This window comes from Alteromonas confluentis (assembly GCF_001757105.1).
GTDB classification, from domain to species: domain Bacteria; phylum Pseudomonadota; class Gammaproteobacteria; order Enterobacterales; family Alteromonadaceae; genus Alteromonas; species Alteromonas confluentis.
In genome coordinates this window covers 28,813-53,668 of record NZ_MDHN01000006.1, presented here as the reverse complement: position 1 = coordinate 53,668, position 24,856 = coordinate 28,813, and the positions used below count along the sequence as shown (strand labels likewise).

At 46.4% G+C, this 24,856-nt stretch carries 17 protein-coding genes; 6 read left to right on the top strand and 11 right to left on the bottom strand.

Annotated features, from left to right (window positions below):
• Positions 1-67: 67 nt before the first annotated feature.
• The 5 genes from BFC18_RS02785 to BFC18_RS02765 all read right to left on the bottom strand — a co-directional run bounded on the left by BFC18_RS02785 (position 68) and on the right by BFC18_RS02765 (position 8,169).
• Positions 68-1,621, bottom strand: a complete 1,554-nt coding sequence (locus tag BFC18_RS02785) for a response regulator (protein ID WP_070123673.1) — start codon at positions 1,619-1,621, stop codon at positions 68-70.
• Position 1,622: 1 nt separating this feature from the next.
• On the bottom strand, positions 1,623-2,450 hold the full coding sequence (locus BFC18_RS02780; protein WP_070123672.1) for a CheR family methyltransferase: 828 nt from the start codon (positions 2,448-2,450) through the stop codon (positions 1,623-1,625).
• Positions 2,447-5,947, bottom strand: a complete 3,501-nt coding sequence (locus BFC18_RS02775; RefSeq protein WP_070123671.1) for a response regulator — start codon at positions 5,945-5,947, stop codon at positions 2,447-2,449. The genes BFC18_RS02780 and BFC18_RS02775 overlap by 4 nt, the downstream gene beginning before the upstream one ends.
• Positions 5,948-6,194: 247 nt before the next feature.
• Positions 6,195-7,388 carry an ABC transporter permease gene (locus tag BFC18_RS02770; RefSeq protein WP_070123670.1) on the bottom strand — a complete coding sequence of 398 codons (1,194 nt, stop codon included), beginning with the start codon at positions 7,386-7,388 and terminating at the stop codon, positions 6,195-6,197.
• Position 7,389: 1 nt separating this feature from the next.
• On the bottom strand, positions 7,390-8,169 hold the full coding sequence (locus BFC18_RS02765) for an ABC transporter ATP-binding protein (RefSeq protein WP_070123669.1): 780 nt from the start codon (positions 8,167-8,169) through the stop codon (positions 7,390-7,392).
• Between the two features lie 259 nt (positions 8,170-8,428).
• Here BFC18_RS02765 and BFC18_RS02760 point away from each other — a divergent pair, with 259 nt between their 5' ends.
• Positions 8,429-9,133 (top strand): Yip1 family protein, encoded by a 705-nt coding sequence (locus BFC18_RS02760; protein ID WP_070123668.1) that lies wholly within the window; start codon positions 8,429-8,431, stop codon positions 9,131-9,133.
• A 55-nt stretch (positions 9,134-9,188) separates the two neighbouring features.
• On the opposite strand, the gene BFC18_RS02755 is transcribed toward BFC18_RS02760, so the two are convergent.
• Positions 9,189-9,917, bottom strand: coding sequence for a DUF3025 domain-containing protein (locus BFC18_RS02755; RefSeq protein ID WP_245680324.1), 729 nt, complete (start codon positions 9,915-9,917; stop codon positions 9,189-9,191).
• Positions 9,918-10,115: 198 nt separating this feature from the next.
• On the opposite strand from BFC18_RS02755, the gene BFC18_RS02750 reads away from it, so the two are divergent.
• Together BFC18_RS02750 and asnB are read left to right on the top strand one after the other, a co-directional pair.
• A complete protein-coding gene (locus BFC18_RS02750) occupies positions 10,116-11,780 on the top strand; it encodes a M28 family metallopeptidase (RefSeq protein ID WP_070123666.1) in 1,665 nt (554 codons plus the stop codon).
• 281 nt (positions 11,781-12,061) lie between these two features.
• Positions 12,062-13,735, top strand: a complete 1,674-nt coding sequence (gene asnB / locus BFC18_RS02745) for an asparagine synthase B (protein WP_070123665.1) — start codon at positions 12,062-12,064, stop codon at positions 13,733-13,735.
• A gap of 88 nt (positions 13,736-13,823) precedes the next feature.
• Here asnB and BFC18_RS02740 read toward each other — a convergent pair whose 3' ends face one another.
• Entirely contained in the window at positions 13,824-14,693 is an 870-nt protein-coding gene (locus tag BFC18_RS02740; protein WP_070123664.1) for a type 2 periplasmic-binding domain-containing protein, read from the bottom strand.
• A 17-nt stretch (positions 14,694-14,710) separates the two neighbouring features.
• Positions 14,711-15,361: a 7-carboxy-7-deazaguanine synthase QueE gene (gene queE / locus BFC18_RS02735; protein ID WP_070123697.1), complete on the bottom strand. Its 651-nt coding sequence runs from the start codon at positions 15,359-15,361 to the stop codon at positions 14,711-14,713.
• Between the two features lie 117 nt (positions 15,362-15,478).
• On the opposite strand from queE, the gene queC reads away from it, so the two are divergent.
• Genes queC through BFC18_RS02720 form a run of 3 tightly spaced genes read left to right on the top strand, consistent with a single transcriptional unit; the run spans position 15,479 to position 19,895 of the window.
• Complete coding sequence (queC, locus tag BFC18_RS02730; protein ID WP_070123663.1) at positions 15,479-16,138, top strand: 7-cyano-7-deazaguanine synthase QueC; 660 nt, start codon at positions 15,479-15,481, stop codon at positions 16,136-16,138.
• Positions 16,139-16,157: 19 nt separating this feature from the next.
• Entirely contained in the window at positions 16,158-16,742 is a 585-nt protein-coding gene (locus BFC18_RS02725; RefSeq protein ID WP_070123662.1) for a DUF2780 domain-containing protein, read from the top strand.
• Between the two features lie 57 nt (positions 16,743-16,799).
• Positions 16,800-19,895, top strand: a complete 3,096-nt coding sequence (locus BFC18_RS02720) for a DUF748 domain-containing protein (protein WP_070123661.1) — start codon at positions 16,800-16,802, stop codon at positions 19,893-19,895.
• Positions 19,896-20,001: 106 nt separating this feature from the next.
• Here BFC18_RS02720 and BFC18_RS02715 read toward each other — a convergent pair whose 3' ends face one another.
• The 3 genes from BFC18_RS02715 to BFC18_RS02705 form a co-directional block, all read right to left on the bottom strand.
• Positions 20,002-20,928 (bottom strand): LysR family transcriptional regulator, encoded by a 927-nt coding sequence (locus BFC18_RS02715; RefSeq protein WP_070123660.1) that lies wholly within the window; start codon positions 20,926-20,928, stop codon positions 20,002-20,004.
• Between the two features lie 170 nt (positions 20,929-21,098).
• Complete coding sequence (gene uvrB / locus BFC18_RS02710; protein ID WP_070123659.1) at positions 21,099-23,117, bottom strand: excinuclease ABC subunit UvrB; 2,019 nt, start codon at positions 23,115-23,117, stop codon at positions 21,099-21,101.
• Positions 23,117-24,496, bottom strand: a complete 1,380-nt coding sequence (locus tag BFC18_RS02705; protein WP_070123696.1) for an MATE family efflux transporter — start codon at positions 24,494-24,496, stop codon at positions 23,117-23,119. The genes uvrB and BFC18_RS02705 overlap by 1 nt, the downstream gene beginning before the upstream one ends.
• Positions 24,497-24,856 lie beyond the last annotated feature (360 nt).

Here is a 24,856-nt window from a genome sequence, read left to right as displayed (position 1 = left end):
ACCGGCGACAAAACAAAGCCCCGCACTGCGGGGCTTACTTTTTGCGTTTAAAAAAGCAAACTTGTTGTCAGGGTAGCAAAGCCTTCAACTCTGCTGCGATTTTATCTATCGAAACCGGCTTCGATAAAAAGCCATCAAACCCCAACGCTTTACACTTTTCTACGTTCTCAGGCATAGCATGAGCGGTTAGTGCGATGATGGTTTTGTTGTATCCCATCTCTCGCAGTTTAGCATGAACCTCATAACCGTCCATTTCTGGCATCTGGATATCCAGTAAAATGAAATCATATTGGTTTTCGGCGACTAACCTTAGTCCTTCTGGGCCAGATTCGGCCGTGTGAAGGTCGATACCGATGTGCGAGAGCAACGCCTCAGTAACAAAACGATTTTCTTCTAAATCGTCTACGTACAGAGCTCGTAGTGCGGCGCCTCTGATATCAGCCAATAGATCGCTTTTACTCTGCTTACTTTTTTCCGGTACCACCTGCTCTGCTACCGGTGCATGAAAACTTGCAGCAAAAAGGCTTCCCTCTGACGGTGAAGACTTTTCCAGTACCAGTGAGCCACCCAATTCTTCACAAATGTCTTTTGACAGCGCGAGCCCTAATCCAGTACCACCAAAGCGCCCCATAATCGCTTTGTTCGCTTGTTTGAAAGGCTGGAAAAGCGCTTTTTGTTGAAACTCATTAATGCCGATACCGGTGTCTTGGGTTTTACAGGTGAGGATCTCGTCTTCATAGTAAACCGATAAGGTCACGACGCCAGATTCAGTGAACTTAACCGCGTTGCTTATCATGTTGTTCAGTACTTGCTTCATTCGCAAGGGGTCGCAAATAACTTTAACGGGAAGCGGATCTTGTATAGCCAAAATAAATCGCAAACCTTTGGCCTGTGCGGCTTGTAACGCTTGCTCGTCTACCTCTCTTAATAGTTCCCGCAGAGAAAACGTCGTTCTATCGATAGAAATACGGCCTGCCTCCATCCGGGAAAGGTCAAGCACGTCATCAATAATGTTCTTCAGCTCGCGACTGTTTTTGAGCACCTTTTCGGCTAAATAGCGATGCTCATCGCTTAAGGATTCTGACATGGTAAGCAATTCACCAAACCCCGTAATATTTCCCAATGGCGTACGCAGTTCATGAGAAACATTCGCCAACATCAACGCGATGGATTTATTTGCAGCTTCCACTTTCTGGCGCAACGCTTCTTCTTTTTCCAGTTTGGCCACCAGCTCTTGCTTACGCTGATGCATCTGCAAAAAAGCTTTCACCTTGCATTGAATAACCGGCCGAGACACAGGTTTAAAAAGAATATCCACGCCGCCGGCTTCATAGCTATCTAATTCAAACTGTTCTGAGTGACTGTGGGCAGTAAGAAACACAATAGGCAGCTCGCGAAACTTCCTCACGCCGCGGATCAAACGCGCCAACTCAAAGCCTGAAACAGGGGTCATTTCGATGTCGATTATGGCAAGACAAAAGTTCGTCTCGGTGAGTAAAGCAAGGGCTTCATCGGCACTTTGTGCAGTGATGATCTCTGCCTGGTCAAGGGTTTCCAACTGGGCCTCAATGGCCATTAGATTTCTGATATTGTCGTCTACGACAAGAATTTTATTAGACATACTACACGTGCTCTGCATTTCGCTGATATATACGCTTTGGGCTATTGAAGGCTAGAAGTCCGAATTCACTTTCTCGTTTGAACAGCGATTCGGATTGCCCTAGAACAAGAAAACCGGATTGGTGAAGAGACGATACCAACAACGACAACGCGTTGTTTTGCGCGCTTTCGTTCAGGTAAATCAATACATTACGACACAGTATGAGATCCATGTCATCAAGAGGTTCATCTTTAACAAGGTCGTGCTGAATAAAAGTAACGTGCTCTAACAGCGCTTGATCAAAGAAGCCAAGGTTGTAACGGAAAAAATAGTAATCACTGGCATGTTTCTGCGCTGAAACCTGGGTGTAATGACGAATAAACTGCCTGATCTCATCTTGGGAAAAAGCACCGCGCTGCGCTTTTTCCAGTGCCGCTGTATTCACATCCGAGGCATAAACGCTGGTGCGGGATAACAACCCCTGTTCCGATAGCAGCACCAACAAGCTGTAGAGTTCTTTACCGCTGCTGCAACCTGCAGACCAAATCTTTATAGGCCCGCGAGTCTCAAGGTAGGGTAATAACTGTTCGTTGATTAATTGGAACGTTTCAGGATCACGAAAAAACTCGGTGGTCCCCACCGTCAGAATATCAATTATCCACGCCGGTGACTCTTTTCCTTTAAGCAAATCATCCAGAAGCGCAAGTAATGAGCGACCACCAGTTTGGCCGCGCAGGCTATCTAGTCTGCGGGCAATGTAATCGTCCGCGTAATGCTGAAAATCATAATTGAAGCACGTTTTTAGCCCATGCAGAAAAAGGTCATTTTCCTGCAGTAGAAACTGACTCACACCATGAGCCCTTGTTCTGGCAGCCATACTCTTAATACAGACATTAATGAGGTCAGGTTTAACGGCTTTGCAAGATAATCATTGGCGCCACATTCGATAATTTGATCATGATCTTCTTTTCCAGCTTTTGCCGTTAACGCCACTATCGGTACCCGGGCGTATTTTTTCACTTTACCGTCCCGAATGGCTTTTATGAGTTCGTAGCCGTTCATGTTTGGCATCATGATATCGGTTAACACCAAATCCAAATGACTTTCAGAAGCAAGCAGATTCATTGCTTCTACCCCATCTTTGGCAATAACGACATCTGCGCCCCTTTGCTCAAGCGCGCTGGTTAAGGCAAAGATATTGCGCATATCATCATCCACCAGCATGATTTTATATCCTGATAGCTCTGAGTCAGCGAGGGTATTTTTTTCTAACACTTTACGCTGCACTATGGATAACTCAGCTTCATCGCGATGTAGGAAAAGATTGATTTGTTCTAGCAATTTTTCTGGTGAGCGAGCACCTTTTAGAATAATACTTTCCGCCAGGCCGGATAGCGTGTTCTCTTCTTCGGGGTCCAACTCTTTTGCAGTGTAAATAACGACAGGGGGGAGCGAAATATCCATCTGTTTTATGGTTTCAAGAAATGCTAAACCCGTTGTGTCAGGCAAACTTAAATCCAGCACAATCGCATCGTAATTAGACGATTTGAGCGCCGCAATAGCATCCTCACCGTAACCACACACCATGACTTCCGTGGTTTTAGAACCCAACAACGCTGAAATAGCCTGCTGCTGTCCGGCATTATCTTCAATCAATAGCAGTCGACGATGAGGCGTAGTAATAATTCGTTTAACCCGTTCCAATGCGGCTGAAACTTTATCAATCGTCATGGGTTTAGTCAGATACCCCATCGCCCCAAGACGCAATGCATTATTTTGATAGTCCATACCCGATATCATATGAACAGGAATATGGCGCGTTTTAACGTTAGATTTCAAAGACTCAAGAATGGCCATACCGCTAAGATTAGGCAGTTTGATATCCAATAGCACGGCATCAGGTGTAAAACTTTCTAACAACGCCATGGCCAACTCACCACTGGCAACACACACGGCCTGCATATTCAGTCTTTTAGCCGCAGCTCCAACCGCCATGGCAAACGCTTTATCGTCTTCAACAATCAACAAACTGAGCTTATTTGCATCCAATTCTTCGACCTGCTTTTTCAGATCAATAAGCTCATCAGCGTTATCGTCTTGTTTAATAAATTCACTACTTAAGGTTTGGGCCTTTTGCTGAATCCCCTTTTCAGCCATATTTAACGCTGCAGGTAACTTGATGGCTTCAGGCGTATCGAGTTCAGTTGCGATAGTTAGCTCAAACTTACTGCCCTTACCTTTCTCAGATTCCAGCGTGATGCCCCCTTCAAGCAAACTCGCCAACTCTTTTGAGATAGAGAGACCCAGTCCTGTGCCACCATACGCACGATCGACAGAAGAATCTTCTTGTTCAAAGGCTTCAAATATCCGCTGCTGTTTGGATGCATCTATACCAACGCCGGTATCAGAAACGGAAAGAGAAATCGTATCCGCACTTCGCTGATGTAGAGACAACTCGACTTTGCCTTCGCTGGTAAATTTAAGGGCATTTGAAATCAGGTTACGCAGTATTTGCTTTAATCGACTGCGATCAGTCGTCAGCTTGTTAATTTGTATTGAATCTTCAATGCGAATAGTCCAGTCGACTTTTGTTTGTTTAAACAAAGGGTTAAAAGACACATCGAGTTCATCGATAAAGTCGCGCAATGAAAAGGTTTCGATGTTGAGGGTGATTTTCCTGGCTTCAATTTTGGTTAAATCGAGAATGTCTTCAATCAGCATAAGGAGGTCATTACCCGATTGATGAATGGACTTGAGATATTCCAGATTTTTACCTGAAAGTGACGTTTCCTTTTCTAGCAATAACGAAGAGAGCACCATCAGGCTGTTGAGTGGCGTTCTGAATTCATGCGACATGTTTGCGAGAAATTCAGATTTGTAGTTGTTTATTTTAATCAGTTCTGCTGCTTTTGCTTCAAGATCCGTTTTAGCCTGGCTTAATTCGCTGTTAGAGCTATCCAAAGAGACGGTTTTTATCTCCAATTCCCTGGACTGTTTTTGGAGCTCTTCATTTGATACCCGCAATTCTTCTTGTTGCAACTCAAGCTCAGCCGTTTGCTTTTGACTCGCTTGTAACAAGCCCTGATTTTCTTCACGCATGTGAAGACTATACAAACCCTGACTAATCACCTGGCAATATTTGTCAGCTACAACATTGTTGGTGAACTCACCATTGTCTGATAAAGCAATCTCTACAATGCCCAATTGCTCAGACTCGAAAACCAGTGGCAAATAAAGCAATTTAGTTGGCACCATACTGCCCATCATGGATTTTAAACGCCAGAATTTTTCGGGTACTTGATCAATGGTAGTCACTTCACGGTTATTCAGAAGTTGTTTCAAAAAGTCTCTATGGGGAACCGGTTTATCGGCGTCCAGTGAGGTCAGCCCCCACTGAGCCACCAGCGGCAGGTATTTACCATCAGCGATATACAGGCAAATGCTGGCTGCACTCATGTACTCTGCAAGCTTATTGATAATGGCGTTGTAAACGTCTTGCTTGCTATTTTGGCCAGTAAACGCCATCGACATGTGTTGGAGCAAATTATCCAAGGCAGATTTTTGCTGAGTTTCGTTTAGCAAATCTCGGTGCTTTTTGCCCATCTTGGACAGGTCGCCAGCGAGCTTATTCATCTCACCGTTGCCATAGTCAGAATTATCAACAACTGAAAAATCCATTTTCCCATCTGCAATTTTACGAGACAGCCTGGTAACGCTTTTCACAGACAGCAGCATTTTAGTAACGTGACGCTGTGCTACAACCCATGACAGCAATACGGTAAGCGCTAGCACAACAAAGATAAAACTGATTATTCTGAAGGTTGAATCCTCCAGCGTTTCGCCAACTTGTCTGTTCTGTGCATCGAGCAGGTTGTCGAGCCTGGCGATAGCAGAAATGGCGGGCTCATCATTCACCTTTACTTGTGCATCAAGGTCCACAACGGATAAGCTAGCGAGTTGATCAGAGTTCAATAAACTAATCTTTTCAAGATACTGATTGATAACAAGCTCTATATCAGTGATCTGCGCCAACTCTACACGGCTTACATTAGGTAAGGCTTTGTAATTCCCAGATGCACGTAGCGCCTCGTTGAGCTTTTCTTCAGCTGTTAGTTTGTACTGAAGATCACGTCGAATAATATAGTTCTTAAAAGAGTGAATACCCCCGCCGTAACCAAGATTGGTGTATAGCTGCTCTAGATACTGTTTCTTCTGCATAAATATATCAGTCGATTTTTGCATCTGATTCTGACTGTTATAAATCAGCAAGGCACAAATAACCGCACCAACAGCAGTTAGAACGAGAGGGGTAAAGAGAACTTTGTAGATTTGCTTACTCAGCGACATGGCCATTCCGGAAAAGAGTCTAAACAGACTGTACCAACAGGAAGAAAAAGGGGTTGGCACCATCAATACTGCCAAGAAATGATTACATGAAATGGCTTAAAGGTTACTTATACTTTTGGATAAAGTTACTCCAAAATTTGAAGCGCTAAACAATAAAATGAATGACAATATTTATGGAAGTAAAAGATTGGCAAAATATCGAATGACTGCGACTTAAAACACTTAGCCGCAGTCACTTATGATGTGCTTAACGAAAAAGTACTTTTTCCTGATTAAACCAGTACACACTAAAGGCAATAAGGGCACCAGCAATCAAAGCAGTCGAGCCGAATATGGCAATTAGCTGCACATAGTCCATGGTGCCTTTGATCAGCTCTTTAATGGCGAGCGCCACGTTGGTCAGTGGCACCCAGGCCCACCCCCCTTTTAGCTCCACGCCAGGCAGCATTGCCATAATCACCGGTACGATAGTGAACATCACCAGCGGAGTCATATATCCCTGTGCTTCTTTGAAGCTTCGGGCGTAAATAGACAGACTCAGCAATACCGACGCGAAAATAGCCACAACCGGGATGAGCATGAAGAAGATAAGCAGGAAATCCATACCGCTTATTGAGCCCATGAAGTCGGCCACTAACTCAATGGCCATACCCTGACTCAGTACAATGCCCCAGATTGCCATACTGCCTACGGTAACCATGGCAGAAGTCACCCCTGCCAGCGCGATGGCCATAAACTTCCCTAACACCAATTTATGACGGGCAATAGGAGAAATAAGCAGAGTTTCCAACGTGCCACGTTCCTTTTCCCCTGCGCCTAAATCGGTGGCGGGGATCATCGCGCCTTGCAAGCACAGCATGAATACCAGGTATGGGATAAATCCACCGATTTTTTCCCCCCAATTTTCCCGCTGATCGGCCACATTCACTTTCTCAACCAACACAGGATCAATAAGCGCTACTTGCTGTGTTTCGTTCAGACCCAACGTAGAGAACGCGCTTTGCTGATTTTCTTCTTCAATGGCGTCGACAATTTCATTGAGTCGGCGCTGTACCAAATTTAACCCCGAGTCGTTGAGGTATAAGGTAAGCGATATTTGACCGTTAGCTAACACGTCATTGCTGAAGTTTTCCGGGATCACCAACACAAAATCCGCATTTTCTTCTTTTACCCACTGTTTGATGTCGGTGTTTTGCGGTGCTGTGACAAGATTAAATTCTTCCGACTCAGCTATTCGCGCGACCAGGTCGGGGGCGTATTCAGCACCAACAATGGCATAATCGAGTATTTCGCTTTCCGCTTTCTGAATCGCTTTTGATGACACGTAAGTGACGACGCCGAAAATGGCGGGAAACACTAATATTGGCAATGCAATCATGAAAAATAGGGTTTTCCTGTCTCTTAGCAGTTCTTTTATTTCCTTTAGAAATACCAGCCACATATCAAACTCCTTGTTCCAGTGCTGCTAGAAATGCGCTGTTCAGAGAGCCCGGTGCTAGCGCTCTGAATGCGGCAATATCGTCGTTAAATTGAGTACGTCCATGGTTGATTACGGTAACGCGGTCACACAACTCGGCCACTTCATCAAGATGATGGGTTGAGAAAATAACAGGAACGCCCTGGGATTTGAGGCCGCGAATAAAGTTAAGTACCGTTTGCGACGCCATGATGTCGAGGCCGGTAGTCGGCTCGTCGAGAATAACCACTTCAGGTTTGTGAACCACTGCTCGCGCGATGGCAGTTTTCTGTTTCATTCCCGTGGAGAAATTTTCACAGCGACGATCCAGAAAACTGTGCAGGTCGAGTAAGTCGGCGAGTTCAGCAATCCTGTCATCGATTTGTGTTTTTGTCATTTGATGAAGTTGACCGAAGTAGGCGATATTTTCTCTACCGGTTAACCGTCCGTATAATCCGGTAGCACCGGAAAGAAAACCAATTTTTTGACGAGCAACAACGGGGTTCTTCAGCACGTCGACACCATTGATGGTAATGCTGCCCGCTTCCGGCTTCAGAGCGGTTGAAAGCATACGTAATGTCGTGGTTTTTCCTGCCCCATTTGGGCCGAGTAATCCTAAAACCTCTCCCGCTGCACAAGACAAGGAAACATCTTCTACTGATTTAAAAAACTTTCCGGACAAGCGAGGGTCTTGCTTTTCTTGCTCACTCAGCTTTTTCGGATTTTCAATTTTAAATTTCTTAGCTAATCGACTGATTTCTATCATTTATATAGCTTCCTGACGTAAATAGCGTCCATATTGTTATTTGCAAAAAGCAGTCAATGCAGAAGCACTTTCTAAACTGCTCACGTTGCTACCAGTCAAGATTAGGAAAAAAATATTACGAAGCACAGGAAAAAAATGCGACAGAATATTTCCTTACAAATACGCAGTATACAGTTGCCCGCTTTTTTCATACCGTATAGCGCTAATATCAGCGTTATTACGCCATTATGGAAAACACAAAATAAGACAGGAAAAGAACATGTCAGAGGTTAGCAATCCGTTTCAGGCAGTAAACGAAACCTTTATCCGGCCTAACAAAGTATTTGCCAAATTAGCAAACACAGACAACTGGTCATGGGTGCCGTTTTTTATCGTGATGGCATTGGCCTTGTTGCCGCTTTATCTTTTTTTTCAAACTATCGACTTTGCCTGGTACAGCAATTACCTTGCTGATGTTCAACTAGGTGATGTGAGTCCGGCTGAAAAACAAGCTTACAAAGATCAACTCACATTAGGAATGATAAAATGGAGCACGCTGATTGGCTCCTTCCTGGGCTTTTTAATCATTAATGCCCTGGTAGCCGGTTACCTGACTTTCATGACCCGCAACGATGAAAAAAGCATTCAGGGGTTTACCGACTGGTATGGCATGACCTGGTGGACGGCTTTGCCTTCCATTATTCCAAGCCTGATCGCGCTGGTGTTACTGGTAATGGCAGATTCACATCAGATTGACCCAATTTCCCTGTCGCCGCTGTCGCTTGCCTACATTTTTGGTCTTGAGCCCACCTCCGCTTTTTTTAGCCTGGGTCAGTCAATTCGTCTCGATATGTTCTGGAGTTATTACCTTACCGCTGTCGCACTAGGCCAGTGGACGTCATTCTCTACCAAAAAATCGTGGATTGTTGCTCTCGCACCGGGGGCGGTGATATACGGCATTTGGCTGATTTTCGCCATTGTGTAACCGTAAATTACACACAAGCGCGAAGTAAAAAAATATCAACCAATCAACCCAGCGGTCAGGGAAGTAATTCCCCAACCGTTTTTTGTTTTATGAGAGGCCTGAAGTAATCGGTATTTTGATAAAACGTTAGGTTCTGCGGCGAGTACCAGCCTGGCACACCTAACAAGGGTAATGGGTGTAAGTGCCCTTTAACAGAAAAGACATCTGTCTTTGTGAACCGTTGAAACAGCGCCGTGTCCACGGCGTGGCATTGCTGTTGAAAAGACATCTGATTGAAATCATCAGGTACGGTCACCGCCAGCCACTTCCCCGTAAGTCCGATAAAGGGTTCAAGTAACATTTCTAAATTCGCGTGGCCGAAAATAAATGGGTATAGCACGTCGCCCCAGTTTGCCCGTTTCTCCAGCATAATTTCAATCCAGTTATGATGAGCAAGCGCATACAGCAGTTCACGCCCTTGAGGTTGCAAACGTTCGGGTACCGCAAGCACCACCCCACATTCATCAAAATGGGTAATACGATTGCGTGATGCTGTGCGAGGATGAACCCCATGCGCGGCAATGTCTTCCACATGCATTCGATTCAACAATCCTTTAGTACGCGGAAATTGCATCCAAATTAATGCATTAAAAAAGTCATGCCAGTTAGATTCCCGGGTTGGCAACACGTTATCCTGAAAGATAATTTCCTCGTAGTAACGACCATCATCATCACTAAACGTCGATTGGCCCTTGAACTCCGGCCCCGACCAATTGCCGTTATGCCAATGGTTTGTCACTGCCATCAGTTTATCTGGCTGAGGGAAAACGGCGGTTTCTGTTAAACCTGTTTCACAAAGTAATTGCTTAATAGGGCTGACAAGCTCGGGATGATTTATGGCAGATGACCATGAGACTGCGGTGGAATTCATAAATGATGTATTGGTTAGCCTGGCGGGTTTCTCTATACTGGGAGGTTATTGTAGAGCAAACAGAGACTAACAATGAAAAAAATTCTTTTGCCGTTCATGGTTCCAACGATGGTGGGCCTGTCAACACTAGGCCTCACGGCTTGTAGCAGTGATCAACCGCCGGTTACAGAAGCGAAAGCAGAAACCACATCCACCTTCGAGCAGGTTTACGCCGGCATTACTGCCGATGAAATTGTCGGCCCGCTGAAAACCCTTTCTTCCGACGAGTTTGAAGGTCGTTTACCGACCACCCCAGGAGAAAAGAAAACCCTGGATTACTTAGTTGGCCAATTTAAAGAAGCCGGCTTCCAGCCTGGTAATGGCAACAGCTATTTGCAGCCTGTTGATCTGATGGAAATCACGGCTGATCCAGACATGACCATGACCATTGGCGACAATGCCTTTGCGTATAAACAAGATATGGTGGCTGGCTCTAAACGCGAACAATCGCTGGTAGAGCTGAAAGACTCTGAGCTGGTTTTTGTGGGTTACGGTGTGAATGCACCAGAATACGACTGGAACGACTACGAAGGTCTTGATGTAAAGGGCAAAACCGTAGTGATTCTGGTAAATGATCCGGGTTTTGAAAATCCTGATTCAGGCAAATTCCAGGGCACCACTATGACCTATTACGGTCGTTGGAGCTACAAATTCGAAGAAGCCAGTCGCCAGGGTGCAGCGGGTGCCATTATTGTTCACGAGACTGCCCCCGCCTCTTATGGCTGGTCTGTGGTAGCCAACAGTTGGAGCGGCCCGCAGTACGGTCTGGTTACCAAAGACGGTGGCGCAAGCCGTGTGGCTGTTGAAGGCTGGCTGACATTGGATGCAGCAAAGAAAGTCTTTGCTGACGCGGGACTTGATTTTGACGAGCAGAAAAAAGCCGCACTGAGCGGGCCTTATTATCAAGATCTAGGCTTAACGGCGTCTGTAACGGTGAAAAATACTTTCCAGAAATCGGTAAGCAATAATGTGATTGCTACCCTGCCCGGCGCTGAAAAGCCCGAAGAGCATGTGATTTATACGGCCCACTGGGATCACCTGGGTAAAGATGAAAGCCTGAAAGGCGACCAAATTTACAACGGTGCCCATGACAATGCCACCGGTTCAGCAGCCGCTGTTGCGATGGCACATGCGTTCAGCACGTTGTCTCCACGTCCAGCGCGTTCCGTGACTTTCCTCATTGTCACCGCTGAAGAGCAAGGACTTCTGGGCTCAAAATATTATGCTGACCACCCAATTATCCCCCTCGATAAAACCGTGGCTAATATCAACATGGATGCCATGAACGTATTGGGTAAAACCAAAAACGTTAGCGTGGTAGGTATGGGCAAATCTGAAATGGAAAGCTATCTGGAAAAGGCGGCAGTGCGTCAGGGCCGATACCTTACCCAGGAAGAACACCCTGCTGGCGGTTATTACTACCGCTCAGATCACTTTAGCTTCGCGAAGAAAGGCGTACCGGCACTTTACGCAAAAGGCGGTAGCGAACCCTGGGATGCGGCCACTGCCGATTACAAAAAGCGCATGAATGTCATTGTTAAAGGTTGCTACCATCAGGTTTGTGACGAGTTTCGTAAAGAATGGGATTTATCCGGCATTGCCCAGGACACACAGCTGCTGTTTGAAGTGGGTTATGACGTTGCCAATGCTGACAGTTGGCCGCAGTGGAATGCCACTAGCGAATTTCAACGCCCTTAAACCACAATAAGGTTAAACGAAAACGGGTCATCATAAAGGTGGCCCGTTTTTGCACTCACCCTCATAATTCCTCTGTTTCCCCCGCCCTATATGGCAAAATCGTCACTTTATTTGCGATTCCGTTAAGTTAATCCTTGCTTTTTTTTCTCATACTGGCACATTCAACAAACGCGGAGTTTGCACCCTTCAAAAACAATAAAGTCTCACCCGCGGCCGCGATTAAGCGACCCGACAGAAAAAACAATCCTATTTTCAACAAGTGACAAGAGAGAACCCGTTTTATGTGTGGTATTTTCGGTATCCTTGATATCAAGACCGACGTGTCTGAACTCAGAACCCAAGCGCTAGATTATACAAAGTTGCTGCGTCATCGCGGCCCTGACTGGTCGGGTATCTGGAATAATGACAATACCATCCTGTGCCATGAACGGTTGGCCATCGTCGATGTAGACACTGGTGCTCAGCCGCTCATCAGCCAGGATAATAATAAGATCCTGGCCGTTAACGGTGAGATCTATAACCACAAACAGCTTGCCCAGAATCTGGCAACACCTTACGACTTCAAGACCCGTTCGGACTGTGAAGTTATTCTTCCTCTTTATGAGCAAAAAGGTGTTGAGTTCATTGATGAACTGGAAGGTATGTTTGCTTTTATCCTCTACGATGAAGCACAGGATGCTTACCTGATTGCCCGTGACCACATCGGTATTATTCCGCTGTACACCGGTTACGATGAACATGGCAACTTCTACGTTGCCTCAGAAATGAAAGCGCTGGCGCCAATTTGTAAAACTATCAGTGAATTCCCTCCGGGCCACTACCTGTGGAGCAAAACCGGCGAGTTGACTAAGTACTACAAGCGCGACTGGATGAGCTACGACGCCGTTAAAGACAACGAGACTAACCTGGACGACCTGAAAGTGGCTTTCGAGAAAGCCGTTAAGTCGCACATGATGTCTGACGTACCTTACGCAGTACTGCTGTCTGGTGGTCTGGATTCCTCTCTGGTTTCTGCCGTTGCCGCCCAATACGTTGCTAAGCGTGTTGAAGACGAAGACAAGTCTGATGCCTGGTGGCCTCGTCTGCACAGCTTTGCCGTTGGCCTTGAAGGTGCACCAGACTTAAAAGCAGCGAAACAAGTAGCTGACATGATTGGTACTGTTCACCACGAAATCCACTTCACCATTCAGGAAGGTTTGGATGCCATTCGTGACGTTATCTATCATCTGGAAACTTACGATACCACCACCATTCGTGCCGCGACGCCAATGTACCTGATGACCCGTAAGATCAAAGCCATGGGTATCAAAATGGTTCTGTCTGGTGAAGGTTCTGACGAAATTTTTGGTGGTTATCTGTATTTCCACAAAGCACCAAACGCCAAAGAACTGCACGAAGAAACAGTACGTAAACTGGATCGCCTGCACATGTTTGACTGTGCCCGTGCGAACAAAGCCACCAGCGCCTGGGGCGTTGAAGCGCGCGTACCGTTCCTCGACAAGAACTTCATGGACGTGGCAATGCGCCTGAACCCACAAGATAAAATGTGTGTGGATGGCCGCATGGAAAAATGGATCCTGCGTAAAGCCTTCGACGATGGCAAAACGCTGCCGCCTGAAGTACTGTGGCGTCAAAAAGAACAGTTCGGTGACGGTGTAGGTTACTCCTGGATCGACTCTATCCGTGATTTCGTAGAAACCGAAGTGTCTGATCAACAACTGGCTACGTCAGAATTCCGCTTCCCGGTGAACACGCCTGATACCAAAGAAGGGTATTACTACCGCACTATCTTTGAAGGCTACTTCCCGCAAGAAAGCGCGGCACGCTGTGTACCGGGCGGCAAATCAATCGCTTGTAGCACCGTTGAAGCACTGGAGTGGGATGCAAGCTTTAAGAACAACGCTGACCCATCAGGTCGTTCTATGAAAGATGTGCACTCGGGCAAAAGCCACTAAGTTGCATACATAGAAATACAAAGCCCAGTCATTGACCGGGCTTTTTTGTATTGCAATATACCAATTTAAAGAATAAGTGACCGAGCTGTCAGGGATTATCCTGGTTATCGAGAGACGCCTTGTACCAGAGCGATGAGTCCTGCAGCGGGGTTTGTTCAGGCAACAAGGTGTTGTCGAGCACAATGGTGTTGCGATTCGACAAATCCAGTTGCTTTAACGCATCTTCATACGTCGACATAAACAGGGCATCAAAAGAGCCGTCTTCAATGGCCATTTTAAGGCCTGTCTCAATTAACCTTGCCAGTGTTGTATTACCTTTATTGACGAAAAAATACAGCGCCGTGGGGTAATACATGGCGACGTTTTTCTCTAACATGATATCCGAGGGCATGGTATCGGCATTCAGTTCATTAAGCACTTCCATCACCGAGCGAGGAAAAAAGTCAGCCTTGTGGGTTTCGAGCACTTCAGCCGCGTTGCCATAAGACGGAACAGTAAAAACATTAAAGCCGTTTGCCTGCAAAATTTTGGTATCTGGCCATTCTTCACCTGAAATAGGGACCAGTTTGAGCAAGTCATTTTTGCTCATCTCTTTGCTAAATCGCGCCTCATTCATGTCGTTGATGAGGAATACCCGCCAGCCAATTAACCCTTTGGCCAACGGAATACGAATTGGGAGAAGATCTTTTTCTCGCTGACTGTCAGTCATGCTCCAAACCACATTCACCTCGCGATTTTCACGCAACTGGCGAAGTGCCTTCCCCTGCAGCATGATACGCTCGGAGGGCAACAAACTGTACTTCACACCGGTTTTTTCCAGCGCCAAGGTTAACAGCGCCAGTGGATATTCGGTACGTAAATCTTTGTCGTCTATAGGTCGAGGATAGGTAATAGACCATAATGCGGCCTGCGCATTAATGCTTAATAACAGCAGTGAGACTGCGAACCACTTGCGCATAAGCGACATCCTTCCCTTTACTCGATACCGATGTATTTGTGTGTTTGTAACGATAAACGCCAGTTTCTGGCAATACAAGTCGCAATCGCCAAATCGGTTGCACGTTGCTGCTGACTAATAGGTTGCAAACAAATGTGCGCCGGTTGCGCGTCACCTAAACGCGCCAACAGTGCATCTAACTCATCCACATGCTTTTGCATGGCCACCGGATGTTTAATTTCGTTAGCTCGTTGCAATGCGCTGGTCAGAATCGGCATGCCGCCTTTCATATCGACTTTGGGCGACACGGTTACCCAGGTATCCTCATGGCAAAGCACCTCGAAGGTACCACTTGTTTCGATTTGCGTGGTGAAGCCGCGCGCATGCAGCAGTGATGTCACCGAGGTTAAGTCGTACATACAGGGCTCACCGCCAGTGATCACCACATGGCGTGCCTTATAGCCGCGCTTTGCAAATATTTCCAATAGCGCGCCATCAGTGCAGGCGAAGAAGGCTTCACTTTCTTGCGTTTTGTCTAACACCGCATCGGCAGAAGTAAGAAATGCGTCGTCCAGCGTCCAGGTGTGTTTAGTGTCGCACCATGGACATCCCACAGGGCACCCCTGAAGGCGGACAAAGATAGAAGGCAAACCGGTTTGTACCCCTTCACCCTGAATGGTTTCGAACATTTCATTAATTTTTAGCTGAGTTTGCGGCAATGTGGTGGTCCTGTGGTGTATTCAGGTTGGGATTTTACCAAGAATCAAATAGAATTCAGGCATCTTTTCGCGAAAAAAACGAAACTTATGTCTGAAAAAGTCATTGTTATCTATTCCGGCGGCATGGATTCATTTACCGTGCTGCATAAAGCGCTTGCCGATGGGAAAAAACCGTATGCGCTGTCTTTCAACTACGGACAACGTCATAAAAAGGAGCTTGATTATGCAGCCCGTGTTTGTGACGAATTAAATGTGCCGCACAAAATCGTTGATATTTCAGCGATTAACGCGTTGGTCGGCGGCTCTGCATTAACCGACGACATTGATGTACCAGAAGGTCATTATGAAGAGCCATCAATGAAGACCACCGTGGTGCCCAATCGTAATATGATCCTGCTTTCACTGGCTGTAGGCTACGCGGTAAGTGAAGAAGCTACCAAGGTATATTACGGTGCCCACTCAGGCGATCATGCCATTTATCCGGACTGTCGTCCCGAATTCGTTGAAAAAATGAATGATGTATGCGCTATTGCTAATTACGAAGCCGTTGAAATTGTCACGCCTTACCTGAAGGTAAGCAAAACCGCTATTCTTACGGCGGGTTTGCAGATGGGACTGAATTACGGAAAAACCTGGACCTGCTATAACGGCAGGGAAAAAGCTTGCGGAAAATGTGGTGCTTGTCAGGAGCGTCTTGAAGCATTCCGTGACAATCAGGCTACTGACCCGCTGGCATACGAAGCCTAATCATTAACAGGAGTAATGTATGAAAGCATTATCAATCGCCGCTATTACCGTATCACTGGTGATGTCATCACACGCCTATGCAGGTGTGAATCAACAAACATTGTCCGGTTTACTGAATAGCAAGAAACCCGCCGAATCCACCGCAACCACATCAGCGCTAATGGATCTACAGGGCACAGATATTATGGGGCTGGTTACCAGCGTTTCAGAAAACCTGGGCGTAACGGAAGCACAGTCGCAAGGTGGTATTGCGTCTGTGTTTAACTATGTTAAGGGAAATTTATCTTCCGGTGATTTCTCGTCACTGTCTGACAGTTTACCGGGCTTAGACAGCTTAATGAGCATGGTACCTGAGACAACCACTGCAGGCTCAACGTCTGGCAAATCCTCTTCTTTGTCCGGATTGTTAAATAAAGCTTCCGAATACAGTGGTTCGATGAAGTCGATTAACGATCTTAAAAATCAATTTGAAGCACTGGGGCTGACGCCAGAAATGATCAGCAGTTTTGTCAGTCAAATAAGCACCTATTTACAATCAGAAGAAGGCCAACAGACCCAATCTTTATTCCGCAGTGGTCTGGATAAATTAGTTAGCAATCTTTAACGCATTCTGCGGGGCTGCCTATGAGTCCCGCCACCCTAACCTGGCAATCTCGTTATCATGGCTCTGAAAAATCTGACTACCGCATTTTCCCGCTTTCCTCGTTGGCTTCGGCTTAGCACTTACCTGATACTCGCCTATCTGCTTTATGCACTGTTGGTGGGGGTTATCACACCACTCGTCTTACAATCTAAACTGCCGTCGTCGTTATCAGAAACTTTGGGAAGGCAAGTCAGTATCGATAAAATTCGCATAAATCCCTTTTTATTGCGGGCCCGAGTGTCGGGCTTTGCTATTGCCGAAGACAGTAGCGATGATACCTTTGTTAAGTTCGACCTGTTGGAAGCTGATATTGGCTTTTGGCGTACCCTCATGTCGTTTACGCCAACCGTTGAACATGTTTACCTGATAGCGCCCTATTCAAAAATTGAACGCTTGGATGAGGGAGAAGATACTCGCTTTAATTTCTCTGATATCCTCGACCACCTGGCAAAAAACCGCGAGCCAGAGCCGCAGGCAACCCAGCAATCATCACCGGAAACCGCTGTTCCACATATTCGATTGGACGCGTTTCATCTTCAAAAGGGGCATATTGAATTAGCCGATAAGGTTACCGGTGCAACCTTGTCGTATCCTGATTTAGATCTGGACCTTGCTAACCTCGATACGCGCTCCACCATTTCGTTGCAACCTGAGAAAGTTGAACAAAACGCGCTGAAAAATCGTTACCGGTTGGATATCGAATCCAACGATGGCGGCAAGTTTCATTTCGATGGTTTGTTCCAATTGGCACCGCTCGAAGTTGCCGGACAAATCAGATTAAACAATATCAACCTGCCGCCATTGTGGCCGTTATCTGAAGACATCATTGAGGCCAGACTCAGCAGCGGACTTTTAAATTTCAATGTACAGTACCGTCTTGCCGAAACAGCCGATGGCATCAATTTAAAAGCAGGGAACGGTAACCTGACCTTATCTCAACTGGCACTATCAGACAGTGAAAAAGAAAGAGTCACCGTCGATGAAATTGCTTTGAAAGGGCTGGCCATGGACACGGCCAGTAGCCGGATTGATATTGAATCACTGACAGTCGCGCGCCCTACAGTGAATGGGGTTTATAACGAAGGTAATGTAGATTTAGTTGCTATATTTACGCCTCGCGTAAAAAACGCCACATCGGCTAGCGCGCCATCACAAAGTTCCTCTACCTCAGCGCCTGATACTTCCGCCAATGATTGGCTCGTTACACTGAATGCTTTTTCTCTCCGCGACGGTGATATTCAACTGGCAGAAAAACACATTGCGGAGTCGGTAAATTGGCGAGTCAGTGAGCTCGATGTGATGACGGGCGCAATACGGTCTGATTTCAGTCAACCCGTAAAGTACGAAATTGGGTTTGGTATTGCCGGTGACCCAGATAACGTGCCGCAAGCGCATGCCGGTACCCTTTCAACATCGGGCGAAGCAGATATCAATACCCTCAGCTTTACCGGTGATTTTTCACTTGAAAACCTTAGCCTGAGTCAATTTCAGCCTTACATCACACCGTTCGCCAATGTGTCTTTAACTGAAGGTACCGCAACGGCTCAGGGGCATTTTAAAGCGAATAAGGAAGGCAGTATTCTGTTTGACGGTAGTGCGGGCATCACGTCACTAAACATTCTGGACGGCCTGCATTTTGAACCCTTACTAAAATGGCAGGACATGCAAGTATCTGGCATTCGTTATAGCAGCGACGATAACGAACTGCTTGTGGATAATATCGGGCTTACAGCACCCTACGGTAAACTGCTCATTGATGAACAGCGCCGCACTAATATAGGGGCAATTATCAAAAGAGACAGTACCGACACGAACGTAGCTGACTCCACGCCCAGTGAGCAAGTAGAACAAGCGCAAAGCGAAGCCGTCGTAGATAAAACCACGCCGCTACTAGTCAAAATAAACGGTATCGACATCCAAAATGGCAGTGCCTATTTTGCAGATAACTCTCTCACTCCCCGCTTTGCTTCTGGGATTGAATCGTTAAATGGCTCGATTTCCGACTTATATTCCCGCTCTGGCACCGCGGCGAAGGTAGATATTGAAGGCAAGATCGATAATTACGCCCCGGTATCGTTGAAAGGCGCACTGAACCCGCTGGTGGAAGACATCTTCCTTGATCTTAATTTCTCTGTAAGTGGTGCTGAACTGACCTCGATAAACCCTTACGCCGGTACATACTTGGGTTACTACATTGATGCCGGTCTGTTGTCGCTTGATGTTGAATATAAGCTCCAAAATAATCAACTGGAGGGTGATAACCATGTGGTTATTGATCAGCTCACGTTAGGGCGAAAAAGTGATTCCGAGCAGGCGTTGAGTCTTCCCCTTGGCCTTGCCGTCGCGCTACTTCAAGATAGCGATGGCGTAATTGATTTGGGCCTGGAAGTCTCTGGTGATTTGGATAACCCCGCGTTTAGCTTCGGATCGATCATTTTCAATGCACTGGGGAACATCTTCAAAAAAGCGGTAACCGCCCCCTTTTCATTCCTGGCTAACCTTGTCGGAAGTGATGAAGATGAACTCAACGAAGTCGACTTCTCTGCCGGTAGCGTCACTCTGAATACCGCCACAAGCGAGAAACTAAAAACCCTGGCAGACGCACTGAGACAACGACCGGGACTTCGCTTAAGCATTGAAGGCACCGTGAACGAAGTGAATGATACCAGGCAGATGAAAATCGATCGTCTGAACAGTGATCTGGTAAAAACGGCAGGACTAGAAAGCTTGCCTGACAACTTTTCTGCCAGCGAAATTCCCCTTGAGGGACCACTGTCACAGGCGGTTGCGCAGTTGTTTAGTGAACGCACTGGACAGTCGGTGGAAACCGAGCGTGAAACCCTTCGTGCACAACTTCAGCAAGGCAAAGACACCCCGCCCGAAGAAGATGAAGTGACCCGCGCTTTGCACATCGCCATGTACAATCAACTGAGAAATCAGGTAGTGATATCCGATGGGGATTTATTTGCGTTGGCGGCAGAACGGGCGAAAGCCGTGAAGGTGTTTCTTGCAAATGAAGCTGACATAAAAGCCAGCAGGCTTTTCCTGCTAAACAGCAGCCAGCATTTAAAAGCAAAAACCAGCAGTGCATTGTTAACCTTGAAAGCAGACTAGATGCTGCGCGGGCTTTAACGCGTACCTTCGGATAAGCTAGCTTGACCTAACAACAAAAAAAGCGGGAAGTGATAACATTTCCCGCTTTCTTATTAATTTGCGATTTTTACTTCTGACTTTCAGAAATAAAATAACCGAGCTCTTTAATACAATGACGCAGAACCGGATTGAGGCGAGTGTTTTTGCCATTCATTACAAACAATTCGTGTTCGAAATTGAACAAGCTACCCTTCGCAATTGGCACAAGCCCTAAACTAGCGCCCTGCTCTTTAGCAATATAATCTGGCAGCAAACCAACGTATTCGCCGGTCATAATGGCTGACAACGCCGCTTCAAATGAATCAGAAAAAGTCTGAATCGCTAAACGTTGATCATCTTCGATATAGTTCGCCGAAGACAAACCAGAAATACCTATCGCAGGATAATCGCTAATCTTGATATCTTCCGGTAACGAGACATCACGGTATTTTGCCAGCGAATGCGTTGGTGAGCAGTACAAACGCCCAGTACAGTTAACGCCCACAGGATGGAAAGTAACAGACTCAGGTTTCACCATATCGTAGGTAGAAATAACCAGGTGGCATTCACCAGACAGCGCTACGTGCTCTACCTCGTTGTAAAGACGCGTCTGAATGTTCACGTGAATGTCGTCGAACTTCTTCATCGTACTTTTCACTGCTTTACTGACGGCAAGGTGCATAGACAGTGGCAGACCCGCCATCATTACCAGTGTGATATGACCAGAATAGTCGTCGTGAAGGGATTTAAGGTTAAAGACGAAGTTATCGAAAGCATTAAAGATGCGCTTCGTTTCCTGGAAAACCACCTCACCTTCTTTGGTCATCTGAAAACCACCCCGGCCGCGATGACACAGTACCAAATCTAAACGTTCTTCGAGCTTTTTGATTGCAGCACTAATATTCGGACGCTGCATTCTTAATACAGGTTCTGCAGCAGTAAATCCGTTACAACTGGCTACCGCATAAAAAACCCTTAGCAATTTAATGTCTGATTCTTGTAAACGATTCAACATGGCGCAATCCCTGAACTTATAGGTATAGTTATGAATACTTTAGAATCATAATATGTAACTGTCACGGGGATTACAACGCTATTTTGCAAGTTTCTTAGCGATAAACCGCTTTTTAATCAAACTGAAACATAGAAAGCGGTTTATAAAGGCGCGTAGGAAGGATAAAACCGTTAAGAAATGGCGACGACTTGTTTACGCAAGGTCTCAATTTCATCTCGGGTCGAAGCGGCTTTTTCAAACTCAAGCTCTCGCGCATATTCGAACATCTTCTTCTCCAAATCTGCAATTTGAGACATCAAGTCGGTTGCACTGGCAGCCTGCAGCTCTTTCTTTTTCTCCGCAACTTTACGCAGTTTAACCTTACCAGAAGCAGGATGGGCACCGTCACCACCGAGATCCATGATATCAGTGATGGGTTTGTTCAGCCGCTGAGGCGTTAAACCATTTGCTTTGTTGTGTGCTTCTTGCTTCGCGCGGCGACGATCGGTCTCGTCGATGGCTTTTTTCATCGACTTGGTGATCACGTCCGCGTACATGATTGCCTTACCATTAACGTGTCGAGCTGCGCGACCAATTGTCTGGATCAGCGAGCGCTCTGCACGCAGGAAACCTTCTTTATCGGCATCTAAAATAGCCACCAGAGAAACCTCTGGCATATCCAGACCTTCCCGTAACAGGTTAATACCAACAAGTACGTCAAACTTCCCTAACCGCAAGTCGCGGATGATCTCGATACGTTCAACGGTGTCGATATCTGAATGCAGATAACGTACTTTAACGCCGTGCTCATTCAGGTATTCACTTAAATCTTCTGCCATCCGTTTCGTCAACGTGGTGATCAACACGCGTTCATCCAGCGCCACACGTTTATGGATCTCAGATAACACATCGTCTACCTGAGTCGCTACAGGGCGCACCTCAATGATTGGGTCAAGCAAACCGGTTGGACGTACTACCTGCTCGACAATCTCGCCGTCGGATTTTTTCAGTTCATAATCACCCGGGGTGGCAGACACGTAAATCGTTTGCGGGGAGATCTGTTCAAATTCCTCGAACTTCAACGGCCGGTTATCCAGGGCCGAAGGCAAACGAAATCCGAATTCCACCAACGTTTCTTTTCGCGAGCGGTCGCCTTTATACATAGCGCCAATCTGCGATACGGTTACGTGAGACTCATCGATAAACATCAAACCATCGGCAGGAAAATAATCCAACAAGGTAGGAGGCGGCTCGCCCGGTGCACGACCCGACAGGTAACGTGAGTAGTTTTCAATACCCGAGCAATAACCCAATTCCAGCATCATTTCTACATCGAACTGAGTACGTTGAGAAATCCGTTGTTCCTCTAGTAACTTATTACTCTCCAGTAACTGCGCTTTGCGCCCTTTCAGTTCTTCTTTGATATCTTCAATGGCATTGAGAATTTTTTCTCTGGGTGTCACGTAATGGGTTTTAGGAAATACCGTTGCCCGTACTACGGATTTATCCACCGCGCCGGTGAGCGGATCAAACAAGCTGATTTTCTCGATTTCGCTATCAAACAACTCAACCCGCACCGCCTGCTTCTCAGAATCAGCCGGAAAGATATCAATCACATCACCGCGCACACGGAATGTGCCTCGTTCAAATGCCAAATCATTGCGCTTATATTGCAACTCTGCTAAACGGCGCAAAATGTCACGCTGATCCATGGTGTCACCCTGACGCAGGTGCAACAACATTTTCATATAGGATTCGGGGTCGCCCAAACCGTAAATGGCCGACACACTGGCTACAATAACTACGTCTCGACGCTCCATTAGCGCCTTGGTAGCAGATAGCCGCATTTGCTCAATGTGATCGTTTATCGAGGCATCTTTTTCAATGAAAGTATCGGTGCTCGGCACATAGGCTTCTGGCTGGTAATAGTCGTAATATGAAACAAAATATTCCACTGCGTTGTTGGGGAAAAATTCTTTCATTTCGCCATACAACTGTGCTGCCAGCGTTTTGTTGTGAGCAAGAATAAGCGTAGGACGCTGCACATCCCGAATAATGTTAGCCATGGTGAAGGTTTTACCGGAGCCGGTCACCCCCAATAATGTCTGACTCGCCAGGCCGCTTTCAAGCCCGTCAACCAGCGCTTCTATTGCTTTTGGCTGGTCGCCCGCTGGCTGATATTTGGATTGCAGTTCAAAGCCTCTACTCATTATGCTGTTTGCTCTCCTGGTTCCTGACGATGTTCAGACAACGCCCGGTTAAAATAAATATAGGACACCGTTGCCATACACAGATTGGCAGCCACTACGCCCCAGAATAGGCCTTTGAGTCCGAAGAACAGGCTGGCCGCATAGGATACTGGTACGTAGAAGATAAATAATCGGATGAAACTGAGCACCAACGCCGCCATCGGGCGGTGCATCGCGTTCAATGATGAATTCGTTAATATAATGATGCCCTGAAAGCCATATCCCAATGGTACAATCATTAAAAATAAGTGAATTAAAGACGCCACTTCAGCTTCTTCGGCAAACGAGGTAGCGATCCAGTCCGATAATAGCCACAGAATGGCGAACACCAGTAATTGCCAGAAAACGACAAACTTCAGTGTCAGGCGATAAGACGCTTCCACTCTGTCATATAAACTGGCTCCCACATTTTGGCTGATAATGGGCGGCAGCGTCATTGATAATGCCAGAATGACAATAGAGGCGATCGATTCAAGCCGGTTACCAACTCCCCATGCAGCCACTGCCTCTGCACCATAATTTGCCACCACCGCCGTCATTACACCGCCGGCAATGGGGGTTAACATGTTAGCACCGGCAGCAGGCAAACCTATACGTAAAACCGGCAGCGCGCTTTTCTTTAATTCGCTAAACGTAAGCAAGCGCGGCACCATTAACTGTTTTCTTACCGCCATATACCAAATTATCCAAACTGCTCCCACAATCCAGGCGAGTAAGGTTGCCAGAGCAGCCCCCTCTATGCCCATGGCTGGAATGGGGCCTACACCAAAGATAAAGATAGGATCAAGCGCAGCGTTAAGTCCGCCTCCTACAGCCATTAAAATACTGGGTGTACGGGTATCGCCACTGGCGCGCAATACACTGTTACCCACCATCGGCAAAGCCAGAAACACGCTGGAGAGATACCATAATGTCATGTAGTCGTGAATGAGTGGCATTAATGACGCATCGGCATTAAGTAAAGCAAAGATAGGATCGATGGTAAGATAACCGATAACGGCTAACCCACCGACCAATGAAAATGACAACATCAGTGAGCTAGTCGCATATTCCCGAGATTCTTCCAGGTTGCCGCTGCCCTGAAGCTTACCGATTATGGCGGAGGTACCAATGCCTAAGCCAATATTCAGACTAATCACGGTAAACGTTACCGGGAAAGTAAAACTAATTGCTGCCAGGGGCTCCGTTCCCAGCAAACTGACAAAGAAGGTATCCACCAAGCCGAAGCTCATCATCATGATCATTCCCAGAATCATCGGAATGGTCATGCGCTTCAAAATGGTGCCAACATCACCTTCTGTTAAACTTGTAGCACGCACATTTTTTTTCGAATCTGTCACATCAGTCTCAATAAAAATTAATCCAGTAGGATTAATGGAGTTAGAGCAGTTAGCCATTCAGTTTACTTGACTGCCTCCCCGCTTGCACGACTATATGGGATTTAATCAGTCACTGTTTATTTACGCCATCATGATGTCTCTAAATGCCAGGTTTCGTATGGTTATACCATCGGCATAGAGGTTTAATCTTCTCAGAGCATCATATCTTCCCGGCGGCGGGGTTAAGCGGCAAAAGTTACCTTTATTACTACAACAATCGTATGAGATCTCGGTTTGTAATTCTGTGACACTCAGATGACAGCATTTTGACAGTGCTTGTCAGGCTTTTGACCCAATTATCCTAATAAACCGCAAACGGTT